This is a genomic window from Brevundimonas sp. SPF441, assembly GCF_009661015.1.
Classification (GTDB): Bacteria; Pseudomonadota; Alphaproteobacteria; order Caulobacterales; family Caulobacteraceae; genus Brevundimonas; species Brevundimonas vesicularis.
This window is the reverse complement of the sequence record NZ_WJWX01000033.1, coordinates 1-21,152: the sequence shown is the minus strand read 5'-3', so window position 1 is coordinate 21,152 and position 21,152 is coordinate 1. Positions and strand designations below refer to the sequence as shown.

General features: G+C 64.8%; 18 protein-coding genes. 2 read left to right on the top strand and 16 right to left on the bottom strand.

What is annotated here, in order from left to right; all coding sequences use genetic code 11:
• Positions 1–25: 25 nt before the first annotated feature.
• From pheT to GGC30_RS14845, 4 genes are all read right to left on the bottom strand, one after another.
• The gene (pheT, locus tag GGC30_RS14860) at positions 26–2,449 is read right to left on the bottom strand and encodes a phenylalanine--tRNA ligase subunit beta (protein WP_153925736.1); all 2,424 of its coding nucleotides are present in this window, start codon (positions 2,447–2,449) and stop codon (positions 26–28) included.
• Positions 2,446–2,832, bottom strand: a complete 387-nt coding sequence (locus tag GGC30_RS14855; protein WP_112863480.1) for a hypothetical protein — start codon at positions 2,830–2,832, stop codon at positions 2,446–2,448. The genes pheT and GGC30_RS14855 overlap by 4 nt, the downstream gene beginning before the upstream one ends.
• A 3-nt stretch (positions 2,833–2,835) precedes the next feature.
• On the bottom strand, positions 2,836–3,912 hold the full coding sequence (gene pheS / locus GGC30_RS14850; RefSeq protein ID WP_153925734.1) for a phenylalanine--tRNA ligase subunit alpha: 1,077 nt from the start codon (positions 3,910–3,912) through the stop codon (positions 2,836–2,838).
• A 175-nt stretch (positions 3,913–4,087) separates the two neighbouring features.
• On the bottom strand, positions 4,088–5,062 hold the full coding sequence (locus GGC30_RS14845) for a polysaccharide deacetylase family protein (RefSeq protein WP_153925732.1): 975 nt from the start codon (positions 5,060–5,062) through the stop codon (positions 4,088–4,090).
• A 168-nt stretch (positions 5,063–5,230) separates the two neighbouring features.
• Here GGC30_RS14845 and GGC30_RS14840 point away from each other — a divergent pair, with 168 nt between their 5' ends.
• On the top strand, positions 5,231–6,826 hold the full coding sequence (locus tag GGC30_RS14840) for an ATP-binding protein (RefSeq protein ID WP_153925730.1): 1,596 nt from the start codon (positions 5,231–5,233) through the stop codon (positions 6,824–6,826).
• 91 nt (positions 6,827–6,917) lie between these two features.
• On the opposite strand, the gene rplT is transcribed toward GGC30_RS14840, so the two are convergent.
• The 6 genes from rplT to GGC30_RS14810 form a co-directional block, all read right to left on the bottom strand.
• Entirely contained in the window at positions 6,918–7,271 is a 354-nt protein-coding gene (gene rplT, locus GGC30_RS14835) for a 50S ribosomal protein L20 (protein ID WP_017506327.1), read from the bottom strand.
• Positions 7,272–7,326: 55 nt separating this feature from the next.
• Positions 7,327–7,524 (bottom strand): 50S ribosomal protein L35, encoded by a 198-nt coding sequence (gene rpmI / locus GGC30_RS14830; protein WP_003166435.1) that lies wholly within the window; start codon positions 7,522–7,524, stop codon positions 7,327–7,329.
• Positions 7,525–7,685: 161 nt separating this feature from the next.
• A complete protein-coding gene (locus GGC30_RS14825) occupies positions 7,686–8,975 on the bottom strand; it encodes an MFS transporter (protein ID WP_153925728.1) in 1,290 nt (429 codons plus the stop codon).
• Between the two features lie 64 nt (positions 8,976–9,039).
• A complete protein-coding gene (locus tag GGC30_RS14820; RefSeq protein WP_153925726.1) occupies positions 9,040–11,019 on the bottom strand; it encodes a S9 family peptidase in 1,980 nt (659 codons plus the stop codon).
• A 108-nt stretch (positions 11,020–11,127) separates the two neighbouring features.
• The gene (infC, locus tag GGC30_RS14815) at positions 11,128–11,649 is read right to left on the bottom strand and encodes a translation initiation factor IF-3 (protein ID WP_055752751.1); all 522 of its coding nucleotides are present in this window, start codon (positions 11,647–11,649) and stop codon (positions 11,128–11,130) included.
• A 125-nt stretch (positions 11,650–11,774) separates the two neighbouring features.
• Positions 11,775–12,737, bottom strand: a complete 963-nt coding sequence (locus GGC30_RS14810) for a glycosyltransferase family 9 protein (protein ID WP_153925724.1) — start codon at positions 12,735–12,737, stop codon at positions 11,775–11,777.
• A gap of 71 nt (positions 12,738–12,808) precedes the next feature.
• Between GGC30_RS14810 and GGC30_RS14805 the strand changes: the two genes are divergently transcribed.
• Positions 12,809–13,549 (top strand): alpha/beta fold hydrolase, encoded by a 741-nt coding sequence (locus tag GGC30_RS14805; RefSeq protein ID WP_153925722.1) that lies wholly within the window; start codon positions 12,809–12,811, stop codon positions 13,547–13,549.
• A 1-nt stretch (position 13,550) separates the two neighbouring features.
• Here GGC30_RS14805 and aguB read toward each other — a convergent pair whose 3' ends face one another.
• The 6 genes from aguB to GGC30_RS14775 form a co-directional block, all read right to left on the bottom strand.
• Positions 13,551–14,414, bottom strand: a complete 864-nt coding sequence (aguB, locus tag GGC30_RS14800) for an N-carbamoylputrescine amidase (protein ID WP_153925721.1) — start codon at positions 14,412–14,414, stop codon at positions 13,551–13,553.
• A complete protein-coding gene (locus GGC30_RS14795) occupies positions 14,411–15,430 on the bottom strand; it encodes an agmatine deiminase family protein (RefSeq protein ID WP_153925720.1) in 1,020 nt (339 codons plus the stop codon). Before GGC30_RS14795 ends, aguB begins: the two co-directional genes overlap by 4 nt.
• Positions 15,431–15,563: 133 nt before the next feature.
• Positions 15,564–18,965: a carboxypeptidase regulatory-like domain-containing protein gene (locus GGC30_RS14790; protein ID WP_194943611.1), complete on the bottom strand. Its 3,402-nt coding sequence runs from the start codon at positions 18,963–18,965 to the stop codon at positions 15,564–15,566.
• 166 nt (positions 18,966–19,131) lie between these two features.
• On the bottom strand, positions 19,132–20,220 hold the full coding sequence (locus tag GGC30_RS14785; protein ID WP_153925749.1) for a capsular biosynthesis protein: 1,089 nt from the start codon (positions 20,218–20,220) through the stop codon (positions 19,132–19,134).
• Positions 20,221–20,492: 272 nt separating this feature from the next.
• Positions 20,493–20,732 carry a hypothetical protein gene (locus tag GGC30_RS14780; protein WP_153925718.1) on the bottom strand — a complete coding sequence of 80 codons (240 nt, stop codon included), beginning with the start codon at positions 20,730–20,732 and terminating at the stop codon, positions 20,493–20,495.
• 48 nt (positions 20,733–20,780) lie between these two features.
• The coding region (locus GGC30_RS14775) for an OmpA family protein (protein ID WP_153925716.1) at positions 20,781–21,152 on the bottom strand (372 nt) is incomplete at its 5' end.

Genomic DNA, 21,152 nt, shown 5'->3' with positions numbered 1-21,152 from the left:
CGCCCGAAAGACGGCGCTGCGCCCCTCAAGCCCGCAGCCTGCCGCCCTGCTTTTCGACCGCTCCGACGACCTTGGCGGTCAGGGCCTCGATCTCGGCTTCGGTCAGCGTGGCCTCGCGCGGTTGGATCACGACCTCCAGGGCGACGGACTTGAAACCGTCGTCCACGCCCTTGCCGCGATAGACGTCGAAGACGCGCACGTCGGCGATCAGGGCCTTGTCGGCGCCCGTTGCGGCCCGGACCAGATCGCCGACCGGTTTGGCGTCCTCGACCACGAAGGCGAAGTCGCGCGTCAGCGGCATGAGGGCCGACAGATCGGCCGATCCGCGAGCCTTGCCCGACTTCCCACGCGGCTCGGGCACATTGTCCAGCACGACCTCGAAGGCCAGCATGGGGCCGTCGGCGTCCAGCGCCTTCAGGACGCGCGGATGCAGTTCGCCGAACTCGACCATCACATTCTTGGGCCCCAGTTGCAGCCGGGCCGAGCGGCCGGGGTGCCACCAGTCGCGGTTCTGACCCTGGACCAATTGCAGCGAGGCGACCGGGGCGCCGATCTCTTCCAGCAAAGTGGTCAGGTCGCCCTTGAGCGCGAACAGAGCGTCCTCACCGGCGCCGGCCCAGTGACGGGCGGCGTGCGGGGCGACCAGACCGGCGATGACCGTGCGCTGATCCGCCGGACCGTCGCCCAGATAGATGGGGCCGATCTCGAACAGGGCGGCGTCGGCGAAACCGCGCGCGGCGTTCCGCGCCGCCGCCTGGACCAGATTCGGCAGGGCGGAGGGCCGCATGCAGTCCAGATCGGCCGCGATGGGGTTCTCTAGCACCAACCTGTCGTCGCCGCCGCCGAACAGCGCCGCGGTCGATTGTTTGGTGAAGGACCAGGTGACGGCCTCGGCGTAACCGAGGGCCGCCAGGGCGCGACGCGCGGTGCGGACGCGGGCCTGGCGCGGGCTCAGTACGCCGCCGGCGGGGCGAGCGACCTCGGGCAGAGGCGTGTCGGGCAGGCTGTCGAAGCCCTCGATGCGCGCAACCTCTTCCACCAGATCGGCCGGGCCTTCGACGTCGCGCCGCCACGAGGGCGGGGTGACGAGCCAGGCCTCGGCCTGACCGGCGGGCGCGGCCTGAACCAGGAAACCGAGCTGGCCCAGGATGGTCCCGATCCGGTCGCCGGCCAGATCCATGCCGCTGAGACGCTTCACATAGGCGGGGTCGAAGGCGAAGGGCGCGGGGCTGGCCGGAGGCTCGCCGACGAAGACGATCTCGGACGGCTCGCCGCCGCACAGGTCCAGGATCAGGCGCGTCGCCAGTTCCAGCCCCGGCGTGACCGAGACCGGATCGACGCCGCGCGCGAACCGGTACTGGGCGTCGGAATGGATGCCCAGCGCACGGCCGGTCTGGGCGATCACAAGCGGGTCGAACCAAGCGCTTTCCAGGAAGACGTCGGTGGTGGTCTCGTCGCAGCCGGTGCTCTCGCCGCCCATGACGCCGCCCAGGCCGATGGGGCGCTCGCCCCCGGCGTCGGCGATGACGCAGTCGGCTGCGGACGCGGCGTAGGTCTTGCCGTCCAGGGCGATCAGATGTTCGTGCTCGCCGGTCGCGGCCGAAACCTGCCCCGCCCGCACCACGATTTCGGTCCCCGACAGCTTGGCCACGTCATAGACATGCAGCGGGCGAGCGCGGTCATAGGCGATCAGATTGGTCACATCGACCAGACGGTTGATCGAGCGCAGGCCGATGGCCGTCAGACGCTTTTGCAGCCAGGCCGGCGACGGGCCGTTCTTGACGCCGCGAATGACGCGACCGGCGAAGACCGGGCACATCTCTGGAGCCTCCAGCCGCACGTTGATCGGCGACGGGAAGGCCCCGCGCACCACGGCGATGTCGAAATGCTTCAGCTTGCCGACGCTGGCGGCGGCCAGATCGCGGGCGATGCCGGCGACACCCAGCCAGTCGGGCCGGTTCGGCGTGACCTCGAAATCGATGACCGGCTCTGCGCCGAACAGGCCGGCGACTGGCGTGCCGACGGGGATTTCCGGCGGCAGTTCTTGAATGCCGTCGCTCTCGTCCGACAGCTCGAGCTCAGAGGCCGAGCACAGCATGCCGTTCGACACCACGCCGCGCACCGGCTTCTCGACCAGGGTCACGCCCAAACCTGGCACGTAGGCGCCGATGGGGGCGTAGATGGTAGTCAGGCCCGCGCGCGCGTTCGGCGCGCCGCAGACGATCTCCTTCATCCCGTCGACCGTCTCGACCTGACAGACCTGCAACCGGTCGGCGTTCGGGTGACGCTCCGCCGAAACGATCTTGGCCACGGTGAAGGGCGCCAGTTTGGCGGCGGGATCGAGCACCTCCTCGACCTCAAGCCCGGCCATGGTCATGGCCTCGGCGATCTGATGGACATCGGCCTCGGTCTCGAGGTGGTCCTTCAGCCAGGACAGAGTGAACTTCATTGCTGGACGCCGCTCAAAGCCGACTGGAACGCTTCGAGATGTCTGTCTTCACCCGTGAAGCCGACGGCGTTAAATGAACAGTTTTCGAACAGACACATGGCGAACGGCACGGATCCGATCACCTTCTTGCCCATCGGACGAAGCAGCAGATTGCGAACATCGCCGCCGTCGAACCCCATGTTACAGCCGTCAAACGCCACGCCATCCAGGACAAGCATCACAGCCGGCCCCTCGATCTTGCATCGACGAAACGCGCGGCCTTCAACGATGGAAACATTGCTCATCGCCAACTGACGGAAAAAGACCGCCAAAGGGATTTGGATATCCTCGAACACTTGCTGACGGGCGAATTCGGGCGGGAAAGGCAGGTTTACTGTGGTCATGGATCAGCTCAGGCCCGAGGCCGGGTTAGGGGCGGCGAAGGACGAAAAGCCGTAGTGGGACAGCCAGCGGGTGTCGGCGTCGAACATGGGGCGCAGGTCGGGCACGCCGTATTTCAGCATGGCCAGCCGATCCGCGCCCATGCCGAAGGCGAAGCCCTGATATTCGTCCGGGTCGATGCCGCAGTTCCTGAGCACATTGGGATGCACCATTCCGCAGCCCAGGATTTCCAGCCAGTCGTCGCCGGTGTTGAACACGAGTTTTCCGCCCGAACGGTCGCAGCGGATGTCCATCTCGGCCGAGGGCTCGGTGAAGGGGAAGTGGTGCGGACGGAACCGCGCCTGGATCGCGTCCAGTTCGAAGAAGCGGGCGATGAAGGTCTGAAGCGTCGTCTTCAGATGGCCCATGTGGATGTCACGATCGATCACCAGGCCTTCGATCTGATGGAACATCGGCGTGTGGGTGGCGTCCCAATCCTTGCGGAAGGTGCGGCCCGGCGCGACGATGCGGATCGGCGGCTTTTGCGATATCATGGTGCGGACCTGCACCGGGCTGGTGTGGGTCCTCAGCACCTTGCGTTCGCCCGTCTCGGGGTCCGGCTTCAGGAAGAAAGTGTCGTGCATTTCCCGCGCCGGATGTTTGGGCGGGAAGTTCAGGGCGGTGAAGTTGTGGAAGTCGTCTTCGATGTCCGGACCTTCGGCCACGGCGAAGCCCATCTCGGCGAACAGGGCGATCATCTCGTCCATCACCTGCATGGTCGGGTGGACCCCGCCCTTCCTGCGCGGACGCGCCGGCAGGGTCAGGTCGATGCGTTCCGACAGCAGACGCGCGTCCAGTTCGGCAGCTTCCAGCGCGGTCTTCTTCGCGGCGATGGCGGCGGCGACGCGGTCGCGCAGGCCGTTGATCATCGGCCCCTGTTCGCGGCGTTCATCGGGGCTCATCGCCCCCATCCCCTTCAGCAAGCCGGAGACGGAGCCGGACTTGCCCAGGGCGGCGACGCGCACCTCTTCCAGGGCGGCGACGGTTTCCGCGCCGCCGATGGCGTTGATCAGGTCGAGTTCGAGTGTGGCGAGATCGGTCATTTGCCCCGTGCCTTAGAGCATGATCGGTTCGGACGGAACCGCTTCGCGGTTCCGACAGGAGCGTGAATCATGCTCACGGGGAAAATAAAGGCCTGATTCACGGCATCAGCGAAATCGCGAAGCGATTTCCCCTCAGCCGATCAGGCCTGACGGGTGGAAGCCGTTTCGTCACCCTTCAAGGGGCCGATGCGATGGCCTGAAGGTCCGACGCCGGCGCCTTGTTGGCCGCAACGATCCAGGCGGGCGGTTCCGGCTCCCAGCGTATTGGCCGGCCGTCGGTCTGCATCCAACGGTGCAGCCACGAGATTCCGTTGGCGCGGACATAGGTGTCAGGGTGCTGATAGATCGGATCGGCAAGCGCCTCTGCCAGCGGCACGAAGCGATAGCCGCGCGCCAGATACAGGGCGTGGATCTGCGGATACCAGGCCTGGTTCAGGGTGTTTGCGTGCAGCAGCAGCACCTGCGCCGGTTCACGCCCGCCCGCCACATCGGCGCTGTAGGGTTCGAAGAAGTCCAGCACCGTCGCCATATGCGCCACATAGGCCTGACCGATGCGCTGCATCAGCGCCTGGTCGCCGATCTGCTCAGCCTTGCGATAGACGTCGGCGAACATCCAGTCGTTGTTATCGAGGGTCACAGGCGCGACCGTATAGCCGCGCTGGGCCAGGCCGGCGGCGATGGCGTCGTGCTTTTCCTGCGTCTCGCCGGTGAACAGATAGGGGTGGCGGAACCAACGCAGGGTCTTGCCGCGCGCCTCAAGCGCCTGCCGAACGATCGGCGCCCCGGCGTCCACGTCGGCCAGATAGGCCTCAACCGTCGTCGAGTGGATGTTCAGATGGGTGTTGGTGTGGTTGCCCAGGTCCAGACCAGCGTCCAGCCAGACGTTCAGCACGCGCGGCAGGATCGTTGCGCGCTCGGCCTCGCACACCTTGCCCGCGTTGACGAAGGCTGTGCCGTGCGTATCCAGCGGCTTCAGCATGGCGACGAAATCCTGGGTGATCGTCATCAGGCGCGCCGGATCGCACAGGGTCGCCGCATCCGTCTGAAACGGCAGGTCGTCGAAGGTCACGGCGACGCGTCGGTCCTGCGCGGCGGCGGGAGTGACAAGAACGAGGGCGGCAACCAGGCCGCAGATCAGGGTGCGCATCATGCGGCGAGGCTATCGAAGTCGCGTGCGCGAGGGAATATCGCGCGTAGTCCGGACTTTCCATCCGCCTACGGATCGACTGTCGAAAACCCGCCGCGAAAGGTTCATGAACGGCAAAGCTGGCGTTAAATATCAGCGTCTAATCAGGCCTCCGGACTTGCGAGGACCTTGATGCCGCTGATCGGTGATTTCGTCGACTTGATCGCGCCTGTGGCCCCGTCCACGCCGGGCGCGGATGTGTTCGAACGGTTCCAGACCGAGCCGAACACCCTGGCCCTGGCTGTCGTCGATGACGATGGCCGCCCCCTCGGCATCATCGAACGCAACGCCTTCACCCTGAGGATGGCGGCCGAGTTCGGACGCGCCCTGTATGCCCGAAAGCCCGCCGAAAGCCTGATGGACCGCAATGCGCCGGTGGCGGAGGCGGCGACCAGCGCCGAGGCCTTCTTCCACGCCTACGACGCGGCGGAACTGGGCGCCTTGCTGACGGGCTTCATCGTGGTGGCGGACGGCCGCTACGTTGGCGTCGGCACGGCGCTGCAGGTGGTTCAGGCGGGCGCGGCCCTGCACCGCCAGCGGGCCGAGGAGATGAGCGCCCTGGCCCGCGACCTGGCGCTGGCCGAGGCCGAGGCCGTCGCCTCCAGCCGGGCCAAGTCCGAGTTCCTCGCGGTGATGAGCCACGAGATCCGCACGCCCCTGAACGGGGTGCTGGGCGTCGCGGCCCTGATGGACAAGAAGCTGGAGCAGGAAGAACTGCGCCCCTACGTCCGCACCGTGATCGATTCGGGCCAGAGCCTGCTGCGGCTGCTGACCGACGCGCTGGACATGTCACGTGCCTCGGCCGGCATGCTGACGCTGGAGGAGGAGCCGCTGGACCTGGGGGCCGTCGCCTTCGACATTGACGCCCTGTGGCGCGCGCGGGCCGAGGAGAAGTCGCTCGGTCTGACCATCCGCACCGACCTGACCGTTACTTGCGTTCAGGCCGACGGGATGCGGCTGAAGCAGCTGCTGAACAACCTGATCGGCAATGCGCTGAAGTTCACCCTGACGGGCGAGGTCGTCGCCCTGATCGAGAGTCGGTCGGACGGCGAGGTCATCTTCACCGTGGACGACAGCGGCCCCGGCGTGCCCGAGGCGGCGGCCGCGACCATCTTTGATCCTTTCAACACCGGAAAGGCCGGACGCGAGGGGGCGGGCGCGGGCCTGGGCCTGGCCATCTGCCGACAGATCGCCGAACGGATGGGCGGCGCGATCTCGCTGGGCGCCTCGCCCCAGGGCGGCGCGCGCTTTCAGGTGCGCCTGCCGCTGCGCGTCGCGACCGAGAGCGCGGCGCCAGCCCCCGCCATGGCTGAGCCGACCCCGCACGAGACCCTGCATGTGCTGGTGGTGGACGACAACGCCACCAACCGCTTCGTCGCCGGCAAGCTGCTGGAGATGTTCGGCTGCACCTGCGAGATGGCCGAGAATGGGCGCGAGGCGCTGGATGCCGTCAGCGCGCGCCGGTTCGACCTGGCCCTGATGGACATCAAGATGCCGGTGATGGACGGGGTCGCCGCGACGCGGGCCATCCGCGCCCTGCGCGGCCCGGCCGGCGCCCTGCCGATCCTAGCCCTGACGGCGAACGCCGACGAGCGCGACGAGCTGGACTATATCGCCGCAGGCATGAACGGGGTGGCGCAAAAGCCCATCCAGCCCGACGCCCTTCTGAACGCCATCCGCATGGTGCTGGCGCAGAGCCAGGCATCGCACGTCCCCAAGGCGGCCTGAAACGAAGAACGCCCGCCCCGGAAACCGGAGCGGGCGTCATTCTTAGTGCGCTACGCTCGCGACGCGGTCGCTCGCGGCTTGAGCACAGCTCTTACGCCAGGGCGGCGCGGACCTTGTCGGCGACAGCCTTGAAGCCGGTCGCGTCAGCGGCGATCGCGGCCAGAACCTTGCGGTCCAGTTCGATGCCGGCCTTGTTCAGGCCGTTGATGAACTGGCTGTAGGTGAAGCCTTCCAGACGGGCGGCGGCGTTGATGCGTTGGATCCACAGGGCGCGGAAGTTGCGCTTCTTGGCGCGACGGTCGCGATAGGCGTATTGCCCGGCGCGGTCGACGGCGGCCTTGGCCGTACGGATGGTATTCTTGCGGCGGCCGGAGAAGCCCTTGGCCTGCTCCAGAACCTTCTTGTGCTTGGCGTGCGAGGTTACGCCACGTTTAACGCGAGCCATGTCGCTATTCCTTCAAATTCTTTGGGATGGAGATCAGTCGTACAGCGCGCGCCGATCAGGCGTACGGCATGTAGGATTTGATCTTCTTGGCGTCGGCGTCGGCCATGACCGAGGTGCCGCGGTTCTGGCGGATGTATTTCGAGTTGTGGCTGATCAAGCGGTGACGCTTGCCCGCAACGCCGGCCTTAACCTTGCCAGTGGCCGTGAATTTGAAGCGCTTCTTGGCGCCCGACTTCGTCTTCAGTTTCGGCATTTCAGTCTCCTTTTTGGAGGGCTACCGTCCTTTGGACTGCTTGAGCCCATGGGAGGTATCTCTCCAGAGTTTAAGAACCGCCCAGGCATGCCTGTTCGCCTGGCGGTTCGGTACGCGAAGGCGCGGCTTCTACGTGAAGAGCGCCGCCATTGCAAGACGAGTCAGGCCGGGGCTTTGACGCCGCCCTCGCCGCTGCGAATGACGCGTCCGGCGTTGATCGCCATCAGGGCCGCCGGGATCGTCAGCAGCGCCCCGATCACGAAGGGCCAATCGTGCCCCAGCCCCGAGAACAGCGCGCCCGCGATCATCGGCCCGAAGATGCGCGCGACCGAGCTTGAAGCCATGTTCAGGCCCAGCATGGCCCCCTGCCGATCCGGCGGCGAGGCGCGGCTGATCATGGCCGAGATGTTGGGCATGGCCAGCGACATGCCGCACGCGCCGATCGCCATCACGATCGGAATGATCCAGCCCTGGACGACCGGGATCGTCAGGGCGCCCAGCTCGAGCCGCGTCGCAGGGAACCACGCGACCGGGGCCAGCACCTGCAACACCAGCGAGGTGCCAAACAGCAGCATGCCGGTGGCCAGCACGCGCGATTCGCCGAAACGCCGCGCCAGCCGCCCGGCGAAGAACCCCTGGTTCAGCGTCGAGACGATGCCCACGATCATGAAGCTGAGCCCCACCTCGCGCGCGCCCCATTGATAGCGGCTCTCGGACCACAGGCCGAACACGCTCTCCATCGCCGAAAACCCAGCCATATAGATCAGGGTCACGACCAGCACGCGCGACACCACCGCGTTGTCGCGTGCATCCTTCAGTCCCGCCAGGAAGGCCGGACGCGGGGCGGCGGGATCGGCCTTGGCCCGGCTTTCGCGCAGGAAGACGACCACGCCGACCGCCGCAACCGCCGCCAGCGCCGCCGCCAGGAAGATCGGCAGCTGATAGCCCAACCGTCCCAGCTGCGGCTGCGTCAGCAATCCACCTAAGCCCGGACCGACGATGAAGCCCAGGCCGAACGCCGCCCCGATCAGACCCATCCGCCCGGCCCGCTGCTCGGGCGGGGTCACATCGGCGACATACCCCTGAACCGTCGAGATATTGCCCGCGCCCAGGCCGGTGAACAGCCTGACCGCGATCGCCAGCCAGATGTTGGGCACGAAGGCCAGCATCAGATAACCCAGCGCATTGGCGATCAAGGTCATCAACAGAACGGGCTTTCGTCCGATCCGATCCGACAGTCGCCCCCAGAACGGCTCGGCGAAGAACTGACCCAGCGAATAGGCCGAGAACATCAGCGTGATCTGCCACGCCTCGGCCTGCAGGCTCTGGGCGAAGAACGGCAGCAACGGCACCACCAGCCCAAACCCGACCAGATTGATGAACACCGTCGCAAACAGCACGGCCAGCGCCGGTGTCTTGAGCTTGGGCGGCGTCGTCAGGGGCGTGGTCATGCAGCAGGCTTAGCGCGGCGCTCGCCAACGGAGAAGCGCCGTCGTCGAAGGCCGCGAACTCCGATCAGTCGACCGGATTGTTCGCCTTCAAGAACCTTACGGTTTGATCGAGCATCCGCTGTCGCGTGGCGGCGGTCGACAGCCAGTGGTCCTCGTCATCGAGCGGAACGAGTTCAACGGGCTTTCCGGCTCTGCGTAGAGCATTGTAAAGCCGGACAGACTGGTCGTAGGGCACGACCGTGTCATCTCGGCCGTGGATCAGAAGCATCGGCGCATCGGCGCGATCAGCCATCAGTGCTGGCGACAAGGCGTCGAGTGCCGGATCGCCAAGCTTCTCCGCGCCCATGAAACGCATCCAATATCGAACAACTGGGCTCTCGCGTCCCCGTGAGCCCCCCCCCGACCAACGGATCATCTCATTGAGGTCGGAAACGCCCGCCACAGCTACGGCGCATCGGTAGATGCCGGTGTCCAGAGTCGGACCGGCCATGGCGGCGTATCCCCCGTAGCTGGCGCCGACGATACACACCCGCTTGGGATCGATTATGCCTTGCGACGCCAACCAGCGTACGCCGTCTGACAGGTCGGTCTGCATCTTGCGACCCCACTGACCATAGCCGGCGCTCAGATGAGCTTCACCCAAGCCGTCCGATCCCCGGAAATTGGGCTGCAACACCACATAGCCCTGAGCGGCAAGCGCTTGCGCCCACCAGTCGAATCCGAAGGTGTCGCGCGCCGCAGGGCCACCGTGCGGCAACACTACCAGTGGCAGATTACGAGGCTCCCCAACACCCGGCGGTAGGGTTAGGTATCCTGGAATCGTCATGCCGTCGGCTGCCGTGTAGGAGACAGATCGTATCTCTCCGACCTGGTTGGCCGCGATGTCGGGATAGGATTGGCCCACGATTTCGGCGACGCCACGATCCAGATCAACGAGGTTGTACATGCCGGGATCGCCGTTTCCGTCCGTCTCGACGATCAGCGACCTCATGTTCGCCGCCCAGCTCTGAATCGACGGATGACGATCCTTGAACGCGGTCCTGACCGCGCGCCAAGTCCGCGCCGCCGCAGGGTCAGTGATGTCGTAGACAGGTCCCTCGTCGCTGGTCCTGATGGTGCCGATCAACAGCTTCGTGACGGGATGATAGATCAGGCTGTCCGGTTGAGTGTCGAAAGCGAGATCCGTCCACTGGCCGGTTTCGAGCGAAAGCTCGCGATATTTGGGTTCGTTGTCTCCTTCGAGTTTGGCCTGAACGATGACCGACTTTGTCGAAGCGCCAAAACCAATCAACGAAGGCTGATCAAGCAAGGCGGTCGTCGACCAGACGCGAGGCCATCCTCCATCTCGCTTGACATCAACGCTCCATGTGCCGGTCTCGGCGTAATATGTGGAGCGCGCAATCGGTTCGCCGGCGCTGTCTAGGAGATAGTTGCCGACATTGCGGCCCCGGGCGATCTGAGTGGCGCGATTGGTGGCGGGATCGACGCGGTAGAGATCAGCCGTTCCATCGCGAGCATCAAAGGCTTGCGAATAGATGGCCGGGCCAGTCGGCGTATCGCGAATAATCGCGCCGCTGATCATGATGCGAGCCAGTTCCGGATTCCGGGCAAAAACCGTCTGAACCGAGCGCGTCGCAAGCGTATAGATAAGGCCCTGCGTGTATTCGCCCTTGCCAGCAGCGAACGGCAAGGAGGCGGCGGTGGATGTGGAAATCAGCAGGTAGTCGTTGCCCACCCACGACAGGCCACGCACCTTGTTTTCGATCGAACGAAGCCCGCCAATCACTTGAAGGTTTGACAGGTCGATGATGACTAGGGCCTGACCAGTTCCGACATTCACCAAATGCGCCAGTTTCGTGCCGTCGGGCGACAACCGCGGGCTGGAAAACGCCGGGAGCCGGCCGTACAAATCCAACGCAGCGGGTTTCACCGGCGCAGAGGCCGACGCCTGCGAGACGGCGGACACATCCTGCGAATGGGCCGGAACACAACCCAGGGCCAGCACGCTGACAAAAGCCCAAAGCGTTGATTTTGACAGATTCACAGCAGCCCCATCCTCGAATCGAACGATCCAGAGGGGACACTGTTATTCAAACGCATGACGCCCGCAACCACAAGGCGCGGGCGTCATACTCATAAAGATGAAGAAGCTTTAGCGCGGGGCCAGGATCATGATCATCTGGCGGCCTTCCATCTTGGGCGAGAACTCGACCTTGGCGACTTCGTCGAAGTCGGCCTGGACCTTGTTCAGCAGCTTCATGCCCAGTTCGGGGTGGGCCATTTCGCGACCGCGGAAGCGCAGGGTGACCTTGACCTTGTCGCCTTCCTCGAAGAAGCGGTGCATGGCCTTGGCCTTCACCTCATAGTCGTGGGTGTCGATGTTCGGACGGAGTTTGATCTCCTTCAACTCGACGACCTTCTGGCGCTTGCGCTGCTCGGCCTTCTTCTTCTGTTCCTGGAAACGGTGCTTGCCGTAATCGAGGATCTTGGCCACCGGCGGCTCGGAGGTGGAGACGATCTCGACCAGGTCCATCCCGGCTTCCTCGGCGGCTTCCAGAGCAGCGGAGGTGGGCATGACGCCCTGTTTTTCGCCGTTCTGGTCGATGAGCAGAACGCGAGGGGCGCGGATATCCTGGTTCATACGCGGCCCGTCTTTCACGGGTGGCGCTTGCATGGGACGGCGAATGGGCGTCGTTTCCTTATGTGGTCAGAGAAGGCGTATGTCGTGATGAGCGAATGCACGCGGCGATCGCCACGTTCCCCTCAAGGCCGGCAATATGCGCCGCGAGCCCCGATTTTTCAAGGGTTCGCAGGTGTTTCGACGATGTAGGCGTCATGCAGCGCCAGCACCGCGTCGAAGACGTGATCCACCGTCAGGTCCTCGATCGGCGCGAACTGTCCGCGCGTCTCGTTGGACGCCGCCGTGCGCGTCTTGGCCCCCCACGGCCCATACAGCCACCATTCCGTTGGACCGAACAGACCCAGGGTCGGCCGTCCCAGCGCCGCCGACACGTGCATCAGACCCGAATCGTTGCCGACGAACAGATCGGCCCGATCGATGGCGGCGGCCGAGGCCAGGATGTCGCCCTTGCCGACGAAATCGATGCCGCGCGGGCCAGCAGCTTCCAGAGCCGGGGTCGCCGGGGGCCGGTCACCCGGCCCGCCCACCGGCATGAAGCGCCAGCCGTTGAAGCGCGGCTCGGCCTTCAGCTTCTCGACCAGCGCGCCCCAGCGGTCGGCGGGCCAGCTCTTGCCCGGCTGATGCGCGATGGGGGCCAGGGCGATTATCGGGCCGGGACCCGCGCCGCCCGCCAGCTGCGGATCGATCACGGCGGCGGCCTCGGCCCGCGCCTGATCGTCCAGGAAGATTTCGGGATCCAGCGGCGTCGGCGACCCCATCAGGCGCGACACCATCTCGACCTTGCGCAGGCCCGTCTCCCACGAGCGGTTATAGACGATGCGCCGCTTCGCGGGGATCAGATAGCTGAGCGCCGAACCCCGGATGTCGATGACCAGGTCCCAGCGCGTGCCGACGACCTGTTTCCACAGATCGAGCCAGTGGCCGGAGAGCTTCTTCTTGTCGAGCACGATGGTGCGCACCACGCCGGGCGCATTGCGGAAGAAGGGCGCGGGCGGCCGACCGCACGCGACGGTGATCTCGCCCCCCGGGACCTGACGCGCGATCTCGCGGATCACGCCGGACGAGATGACGCAGTCGCCGATGCGGTTGGAGGTGACGAACAGGACCTGGGGTGCGGACATGGGTCTGTGTTTCGCCATCGCGCGTCGCGGTCAAGGGTGACGACGGCGGAAAGTCGGGGCAGAACGGCGCCATGACCGACATCCAGCACCTGTGCCGCCCCGACGGCGAAACCCTGGCCTTCAAACGCGTCGAAGGCGGCGGCCCGACCGTGATCTGGGTCGGCGGCTTTCGTTCGGACATGGAGGGGACCAAGGCCCTGGCCCTGGACGTCGCCGCGCGCGAACGCGGCTGGAACTTCGTCCGCTACGACCATTTTGCCCACGGCCAGTCCTCCGGCGACTGGAGACAGGCCACCATCGGTCGCTGGCGCGAGGACGCCGTCGCCCTGATCGACAGCCTGTCCGGGCCGGTCATTCCGGTCGGCTCCTCGATGGGCGGCTGGGTCTCGCTGCTGGCGACCCTGGCGCGGCCGGATCGGATCAAGGGTCTGGTTCTGGTCAATCCGGCCCAGGACTTCACCGAACGGCTGATGTGGCCCGGTCTGGCCGACCACGAGCGCCAGGCCATCCTGCGCGACGGCGAAACCCTGATCGTCGAGGAGGGTCTGGGCGAATATGTCCTGACGCGTCGGATGTTCGAGGAGGCGCGCGACTGGCTGCTGCTGGACGGCGTGATCGACATCGCCGCCCCGGTCCACGTTCTGCAAGGTCGCGCGGACGACGTCGTGCCGTGGCGACATCAGGTCGAACTGGTCGAACGTCTGACGGGCGGCGACGTGCGCCTGGACCTGATCGAAGGCGGCGATCACCGGCTTTCGACGCCCTCTGACCTCGACCGACTGGTCGCAGCGGTCGAGGCGATGCAGGGCTAGGTCAGCCCTTACCTGTCAGCGCCCCATACAGGTCCGTCCGGCGATCGCGGAAGAAACCCCAGGCCGCGCGGTATTTGTCCAGCTCGTCCAGATCGAAGCGGTGCACCAGCACCCCCTCCTCCTCGGCGCCCAGTTGCTCGACCAGTTCGCCCTGCTGATCGGCGATAAAGGAATGGCCGTAGAAGGTCTGGCCGACCTCGGTCACGCGCTCATGGCCGATCCGGTTGGCGCCGACGACCGGCACGGCGTTCGACACCGCGTGTCCCTGCATGGCCCGCCGCCACGGCTCGGCCGTATGCAGGGTCGCATCATGCGGCTCCGTGCCGATGGCGGTCGGATACATCAGGACGTCGGCGCCCATCAGCATCATCGCCCGCGCCGCTTCCGGGAACCACTGGTCCCAGCAGATGCCGACCCCGACCTTGCCGAAGCGGGTCTTCCAGACCTTGAAGCCGGTGTCGCCCGGCCGGAAATAGTATTTCTCCTGATAGCCGGGGCCGTCGGGGATATGGCTCTTGCGATAGACGCCCAGGGCCTCGCCGTCGGCATCCAGCATGACCAGCGAGTTGTAATACTGCGGCCCGTCCTTCTCGAAGATCGAGACCGGAATGGCCACGCCCAGCTCCTTGGCGACCGGGGCCATGGCCACAACACACGGATGTTCGCGCCATTCATAGGCGTGGGCGAACCAGTGCTCTTCCTGCGAGACGCAGAAATACGGTCCCTGGAACAGCTCCGACGGCAGGATCACCTGCGCGCCCTGCCCCGCCGCCTCGCGCACGAAGGCGATAGTCTTGTCGATGTTCGCCTGCATGTCCTCGCCGTACGAGGTCTGGATGCCGGCGACGGTGATGTTGCGGGTCATGCGGGCTCCTGCTGGGAGATGCAGTGGAACGAGCCGCCGCCCGTCAGAATGGCGTTGGACGGCAGCGGAATGATCTCACGATCGGGGAAGGCGTCCTTCAACGCCTGACAGGCCATGTCGGCCGCACGGGCATCCCCATAGGTGGGTACGACCACCGCGCCGTTGGCGATCAGGAAGTTCATGTGGCTGGCCGGGATCGGGCGTTCGTCCTCGTCCAGCACCAGGCCCGGCGACGGGATGCGCACGACCTTCAGCCGACGGCCCGCCCCATCGGTCACAGCGGCCAGATCGCGCGCCGTCGCGTCATAGACGTCAGCGTTGACGTCGTTCGTCCCCCAGGCGACCGGGCAGGCGACCACGCCCGGCGCGACGAACCGCGCCAGGTTGTCGACGTGTCCGTCGGTGTGATCGTTCAGCAAACCGTCGCCCAGCCACACCACCACCTTGGCGCCGACCGCCTTCTCCAGCGCCGCCGCCGCGACGGCCTCATCCTGGTTCCAAGCGGGATTGCGGTTCGGGTTCAGCAGGCATTGCCGCGTGGTCAGGACGGTGCCCTCCCCGTCATGATCCAGCGACCCGCCCTCCATGACAAAGTCGTTCCAGGTCAGGTCCACGCCCGCATGTCGGCCGATCTGGCCGGCGACCAGATCGTCGCCCGGCATGTCATATTTTCCGCCCCAGCCGTTGAACTTGAACGCGGCGGCCGTCCTGGATCCCGCGCCGAAGATCGGCCCGGTGTCGCGCAGCCAGACGTCACCGAACTCGCCGGGCACGACCTCGACATTCGCCACGCCCGCAAAGCGCGCCTGGGCGTCGGCCAGAACCTCGGCCTTGCCGACCATCAGCTTGACCTGCTCACGACCCGGTCCGGCCAAGGCCCGCACCAGACCCTCGACCTCTTCCTGCGCCTGCTCCAGCGCCTCGAACCAATATTCCGCATGGCTGGGCCAACCCACCCACATGGCGCGGTGCGGCGCCCACTCGGCGGGGATGGCGGCAGCAGTCGGATCGGTCATGCGGGCGTCCTCAAGAAGGGCCGAACTGGGAGCTGCGCCATATGGCCCCAAGCGCCCCCGACTTCAACGTCAGCCACGAGAAAAGGGCGGCCCGCGAACGGACCGCCCTTCGTCGTTTCAGTAGCTCTTCAGATCAGAAGGAGATCTTGGCGCCAACTTTGATCTGCCAGGTCGAGGCTGGCAGGATTTGTTGCGGACGACGGGCTTCGTCGCGCGGGGCGTTGTTCGTGCCGCCCTGCGCCAAGTTCGGCGTCTGCAGTTGCGAGTAGTTGTAGACCGCGCCGGGAGCGCCGCAGTTTGCGGCGACTCCACCCGCCGTCTGGCAGTTCAGAACCACCGTGCCAACGCCGCGATAGAACGGATACTGTTCGGTCACGCCCCACTTGTCGTTAAGCAGATTTCCGAAGTTCTCGACGTCCATATACAGCTTGATCTTGCCGGTCGGGACGAACGCGACCGGGATTTCCTGCGACAGGCGCAGGTCAACCGTGGTCACCGCCGCCGAGCGGAAGCCGTTACGCGGGGCGATCGAACCCGCGTATTTGATCAGGCCGGTGTTGTTCAGGAAGGCGTTGAAGTCCGTCAGATTGATGCCGGTATAGGTGATGCGCGGATCGCTGGTCGCGGTCACGACACCGTTGGCGTCCGTCTGCGGCACATAGAACAGCTGGTTCGAGGTGCCGAACGCGCCCGAATAGGACTGCGGCACGGCGTTGCCGAAGTCGTTGTCGAAGTTGCCCGAGCGGCTGTTGTGATAGACGAAGGAGTAAGGCAGGCCCGAACGGCGCTGGGCGAAGACGTTCACCGAGGTTTCGTTGTCGCCGAACAGGGCGCGAGCCCAGCTGACGTTCACCGAAAGGCGATTGCGGACTTCGTAATCCGATGTCGCCAGGGCCGGGTTGTTGTGATCCGACGAAGCGAAGCGAACGAATGAGGAGTCCGGCTGCGAGCTGGTCATCGGGTTGCCGTCTTCGGCTTCCGTGTAGGTATAGGTGGCGCGAACGTCGAGGCCTTCAAATACGCCTTCCTTCCAGCTTTTCTGCGCCGTGATCGCCGCCGACGCCGAGTAGCCGCCGTCCTTCAGGTTGGTCAGCAGCAGGTCGAATTGGTTGGCCCCGATCGTGCCCGTGGTAGTACGACCATAGACGGGGCGACCGTCAGGTGCCGTTCCGGTCTGAAGCGCGCGAAGATCCTTGTAATACAAGGCATTTTCGAACTGGTTGACCAGCAGATCGGCTTGCAGACGGAAATCTTCGATCAAGGGCAGGCGGAAATCGCGCGCCACAGTCAGGTTGTACTTCCAAGCGCTGGGCGTCTCAAAGTTAGGATCCAGAGCCACGACGTTCCCGTTGCCCGGCGTGAAGGTGCAGTTCGCGCCGGCCGGTACTTGGGCCAGGTTAGTGATGCCCGTCAGCGGCCCGGTGCAGACCGAGTTGGTGATGCGCGCGCCATCGTTGCCGAAGGGGTTACCGATCTGCACGTTGGTGCCGATCGCCGAGAAGCGGCCGATGCCGCCCGACACAGTCCACTCGCCCGGCGTCCAGTTGAAGCCGAAGCGCGGCAGAAACAGGTCCTGACCATCAAGGTTCGCCGTGTTCTCAAAGCCTTGGCGCGATACGAAGTTCGCATTGAGCACCGGCGCGTCGTCCATGGCGAACCAGTCATAGCGCAGACCATAGCTGATGCGGAGCGTATCGGTGACCTGCCAGGTGTCTTCGGCATAGACTGAGTTCAGGTCGTAACCGAACTCGACGGCGCCGTTACGCGCCGTTCCGAAGCTTGCGGGCACAGTGCCGCCTGCAGGATCGACGGCTCCGCGAATGAACAGGCTGGCAGCGTTGCCGTTCACGAAGTCGTTGTAACTGTTGAAGGTCCAGGTGCCGAGCGACTGCGAGACGAAGACGTTCAGGAAGTCCCGCTTCTCCGTACGAATGCCGGCCAGGAAGTCATGCGCGCCAAGATTGTAGCGTGCGATCAACTCCGCGTTGGTATTCTCGCTGTACAGATAGTTGTCGTGACGGAAGTTGTCGGCACCGAACTGGATTTGCGGCGTGCCCGACCCGGCCAGAACGCCAGGCAGGTCGGCGACGTTAACAGTCACCTGACCAACGCCAAGGCCGCCCGTGGGCAGTTGGGTCGTCTCGGTTTCCTTGTAGCCTACGCGCAGTTCGGTCGAGAAGCTCGGCGTCCATTGCGAGTTCAGCTGGGCGTTATACGTCGTTAGGCGCTCGTCCTTCAGATACTGGGTCGATTCCAGGCCGACGCGCGGTTGAGTGACCGAATCGCCGTTCGGGAAGACCGAGCTGGTGCTACCATTGAACGAGGTACCCTGGGTTTCCTGATAGGTCAGAGCCAGGCGATGGTTCTCGTTGATGTTCCAGTCGACCTTGGCGAGGTACTTCTCATCGTTGACGGGCGGAGCATTGTTGACGAACGAGCCAGTATCATAGCCGTAACGCGCCTGCGCGGCCTGACGGAAGGTTTCGATTGCGCCGGTCGTGATGCGCGGAACTTCGGTCGAGAAGCCCGATCCGACGGGACCTTCATCCAGCGAGAACTCGGATTCGAACTTCTCGTATGACAGGAAGAAGAACAGGGTGTCCTTGATGATCGGACCGCCCAACGTCGCGCCCCATGTCTTCTCTTTGAAGGTACGGACGTAGGGGATCAGGTTGTTGTAGCCATAGGCCAGGTTCGGCGCGCCGTTCAGGCGGGTGCGGTTGTCGTAGCCCCAGTAACGATCACCTAGCATGGCGTCGTCGCTGTATTCGTAGAAGGCCGAACCGCTGAAGGTGTTGGTGCCGGACTTCGTGACGGCGTTGATCGATCCGCCGATGAAGCCGTTATTGATGACGCTGAACGGGGCGGCGGAGACGTTAACGGCTTCGACGGCGTCGAGCGAGATCGGTGAACGTTGCGTCGGATAGCCATTGCCGTTCAGGCCGAACTCGTCGTTCTGGCGAATGCCGTCGACGGTCAGTTGGTTCAAACGGGTGTTCGTGCCGGCGAACGAGAGGGCGTCTTCGTTCGAAGGGTCGATCGTCGCGAACGGATCAAGGCGCGCGGTGTCCTTCAGATCGCGGCTGATCGAGGGCAGCGAGCCGATCGTGTTCGCGCCGTAGTTCGAAGCCGAGCCTGCGCCGAAATCATTGGCGAAACGGCGCGTGCCGACCACGACCACGTCAGTCACGGTATTGGCGAACAGTTCGATGTCGGCGCTGGCAGGGTCGCCGACGCTGATGCCAGACAATTGGGCTTCGCCCGAGCCTTCGGCGGAAGATGCCGTGATCATGTAGGGGCCACCGACCCGCAGGCCGCGCGCCGAGTAGAAGCCATTTCCGTCCGCGACAGTCGTCGCAGTCGTGCCGGTAGGTTGGTGAACCAACGTAACGGACGCGCCAGCCACGCCGGCACCGTCGGCGCTCAGAACGCGCCCGCGAATGGCGCCAGTGGTTTCCTGAGCATAAACCGCAGTCGAGGCGGACATCATGATGGCGACGGCCGAAGCGCCGTACGCCAGTTTGCGGAAGGTCATTAAGCTATCCCCAGCTGGTGGACCGAAAATGGTCGAGGACATGTTCAAGGCATGTCGCAATCCAGCCCCCTCTAGGGCCGATGTCAGAAGCTAGGACGACAGTTATGTAACGGGAATATGACAGCCGCGAAGGGTGTTGTAGGCGCCACACTGGATGATGCTGGCGCTAGTCTGCTGCTCGCTCGAAGACGTCCGCAATACCGTTTGCCGTCGGCACGATGGCGTGCGGCTCATGATAGTTGCCGTTCACCTGGCTCTGGGCGATCACATGCGCGCGGAAGCGGGTGAACAGATCGCTGTCCGGCGCCTCCGGCGCGCCCCAGAAATCTTCTAGTGGTTTCTGGTCGGTCAGACCCTCGAAGTCGAAGAAGGCGTCGCCCAGAACCTTGACCGGCGTATGGAAGCCCAGCGCGGAAAGCGCGGCGCTGGAGTTGTTGACCACCATCCCCAACGACGTCCGACATAAAGCCGCCAGATTGCCGCCATCGATGAAATCGACACGGCCCATCAAGCCATACTCCTGAGCAAGCCGCATCGTGACGGCGCGGAGATTGACCAGGCCCGGATCCAACGGATGGTTCTTAACCACCAGGCGCGCCTCAGGCGGCGCCTTGGCGGCGAAGCTGGTGATGACTGCCGTCAGGAAGGCGCGATTGTCAGCGTATCGCGAGTAACGCAGCAGTTGCGCGTCGCCTTCGCGTTGCAGGCAGGCGATAAAGAACTCGCCCTTGGCCCTAATGATGTCGGCATCGCAGTTCTCGGGCCGCCGGAACGCCAGACTGACATAGCGTCGGATATGGCCCAGGCACTGTTTTAGCGGGGAGAACACATAGGGCGCTGTATAGTTTGGGAAGAATGCTTTTCCCGCGACCTGCACCGTATGATAGGCGCTGATGTTGGCGACGTGGTGCGGCAGGATTTTTCCGACTGCGACAGGTTCGAGCAGCTTCGGCGCCGGTTCGGGATATCCGTCGCGGAAGCGTGGCAGCGCGCTTGATCCGTTTACGCCGTTGCGTTCGACCGTGATCCAATCAGGACGAAAATAGCCGTTTTCCAGAACCCAGACACGAGCGTTCAGGGTGTCGGCTGCCGTCAGAACGGCGCGGTTGTAGGCGCCGGCCTCGCCAAAGACTATGACGTCGCTGAAATCCGCGACGATGCACGCCAGACCATCGGACCAGGATTTCGCCGTATCCTTAAAGACCAATCCACCCGGTCTGCGCCAGTTCATCGCATCGCCGGCATTGAAGATCATGCGATTGACGACCGCCCCACGCGATTCGAGCACCGAGGCCAGTGCGGCTCCGAACGATCCGAATGGGGCGGAAACGATCAGGAAACGACGGCCCGACAGGCCATATCGACCGCCTTGTCGTGTTGCGGGGAAGGCAGCTACGACGGTTGACTGGGCAGGCGCAGCGGTACGCTGCCGCAGAGATACGCTGGGCCGAACGTCGTCTGCCCTTAATCGATAACGGCGACGACGCCGCGCCGACAGAGCTCGAGAAGACGAACGCACGTCCACCATCACGCCCACCGGTACAATGACGGAACAGAAACCGCTTCGGCACGGCCGTTGCAACCGAAGAGTTTGTCGACAAAGGGCATCGTCGCCCTTTTGTCGCGACCATCCTTCGCGATCAATCGAAAACGCCCGAAGTTCAGGAATTTTAAAATGTGGCCCTTTGAGCGCTGTTTTTTAGCATCAAAGCCGCCGCCGCCGGGAAGGCGACGACGGCTCGATGTCTTTGGAACGACGACTTCCATACTCCGCAGGTTGCTGGTTGGGTGATCCCAACCGGCTCCCTTAAAGCTTTAGAAGTTGATGTCGATGGTCGCGCGGCGGTTGAGCGGCTCGCGCACACCGTCGGCGGTCGGCTTGGCCAAGTTGGTCTCGCCCTTGCCGTCGAGGGCGATGACGCCGCCGTTGACGCCCGAGGCGACCAGCGCGTCCGCGACGGTGCGCGAACGACGGTTGGACAGACCCAGGTTATAGGCGGCCGAACCCGAGGTGTCGGTGTAGCCGACGATCAGGACGCGCGTCGGACGACCCGACTTGGCGTAGTTGGCGGCCTGCGTCACCACCGAGCGGGCTTCCGCGGTCAGGTCCGAGCGATCCCAGTCGAAGTAAACGACGAACTGGCGAGCGACCGGGGTCTGAGCGACCGGCGGCGGGGGCGGCGGGGG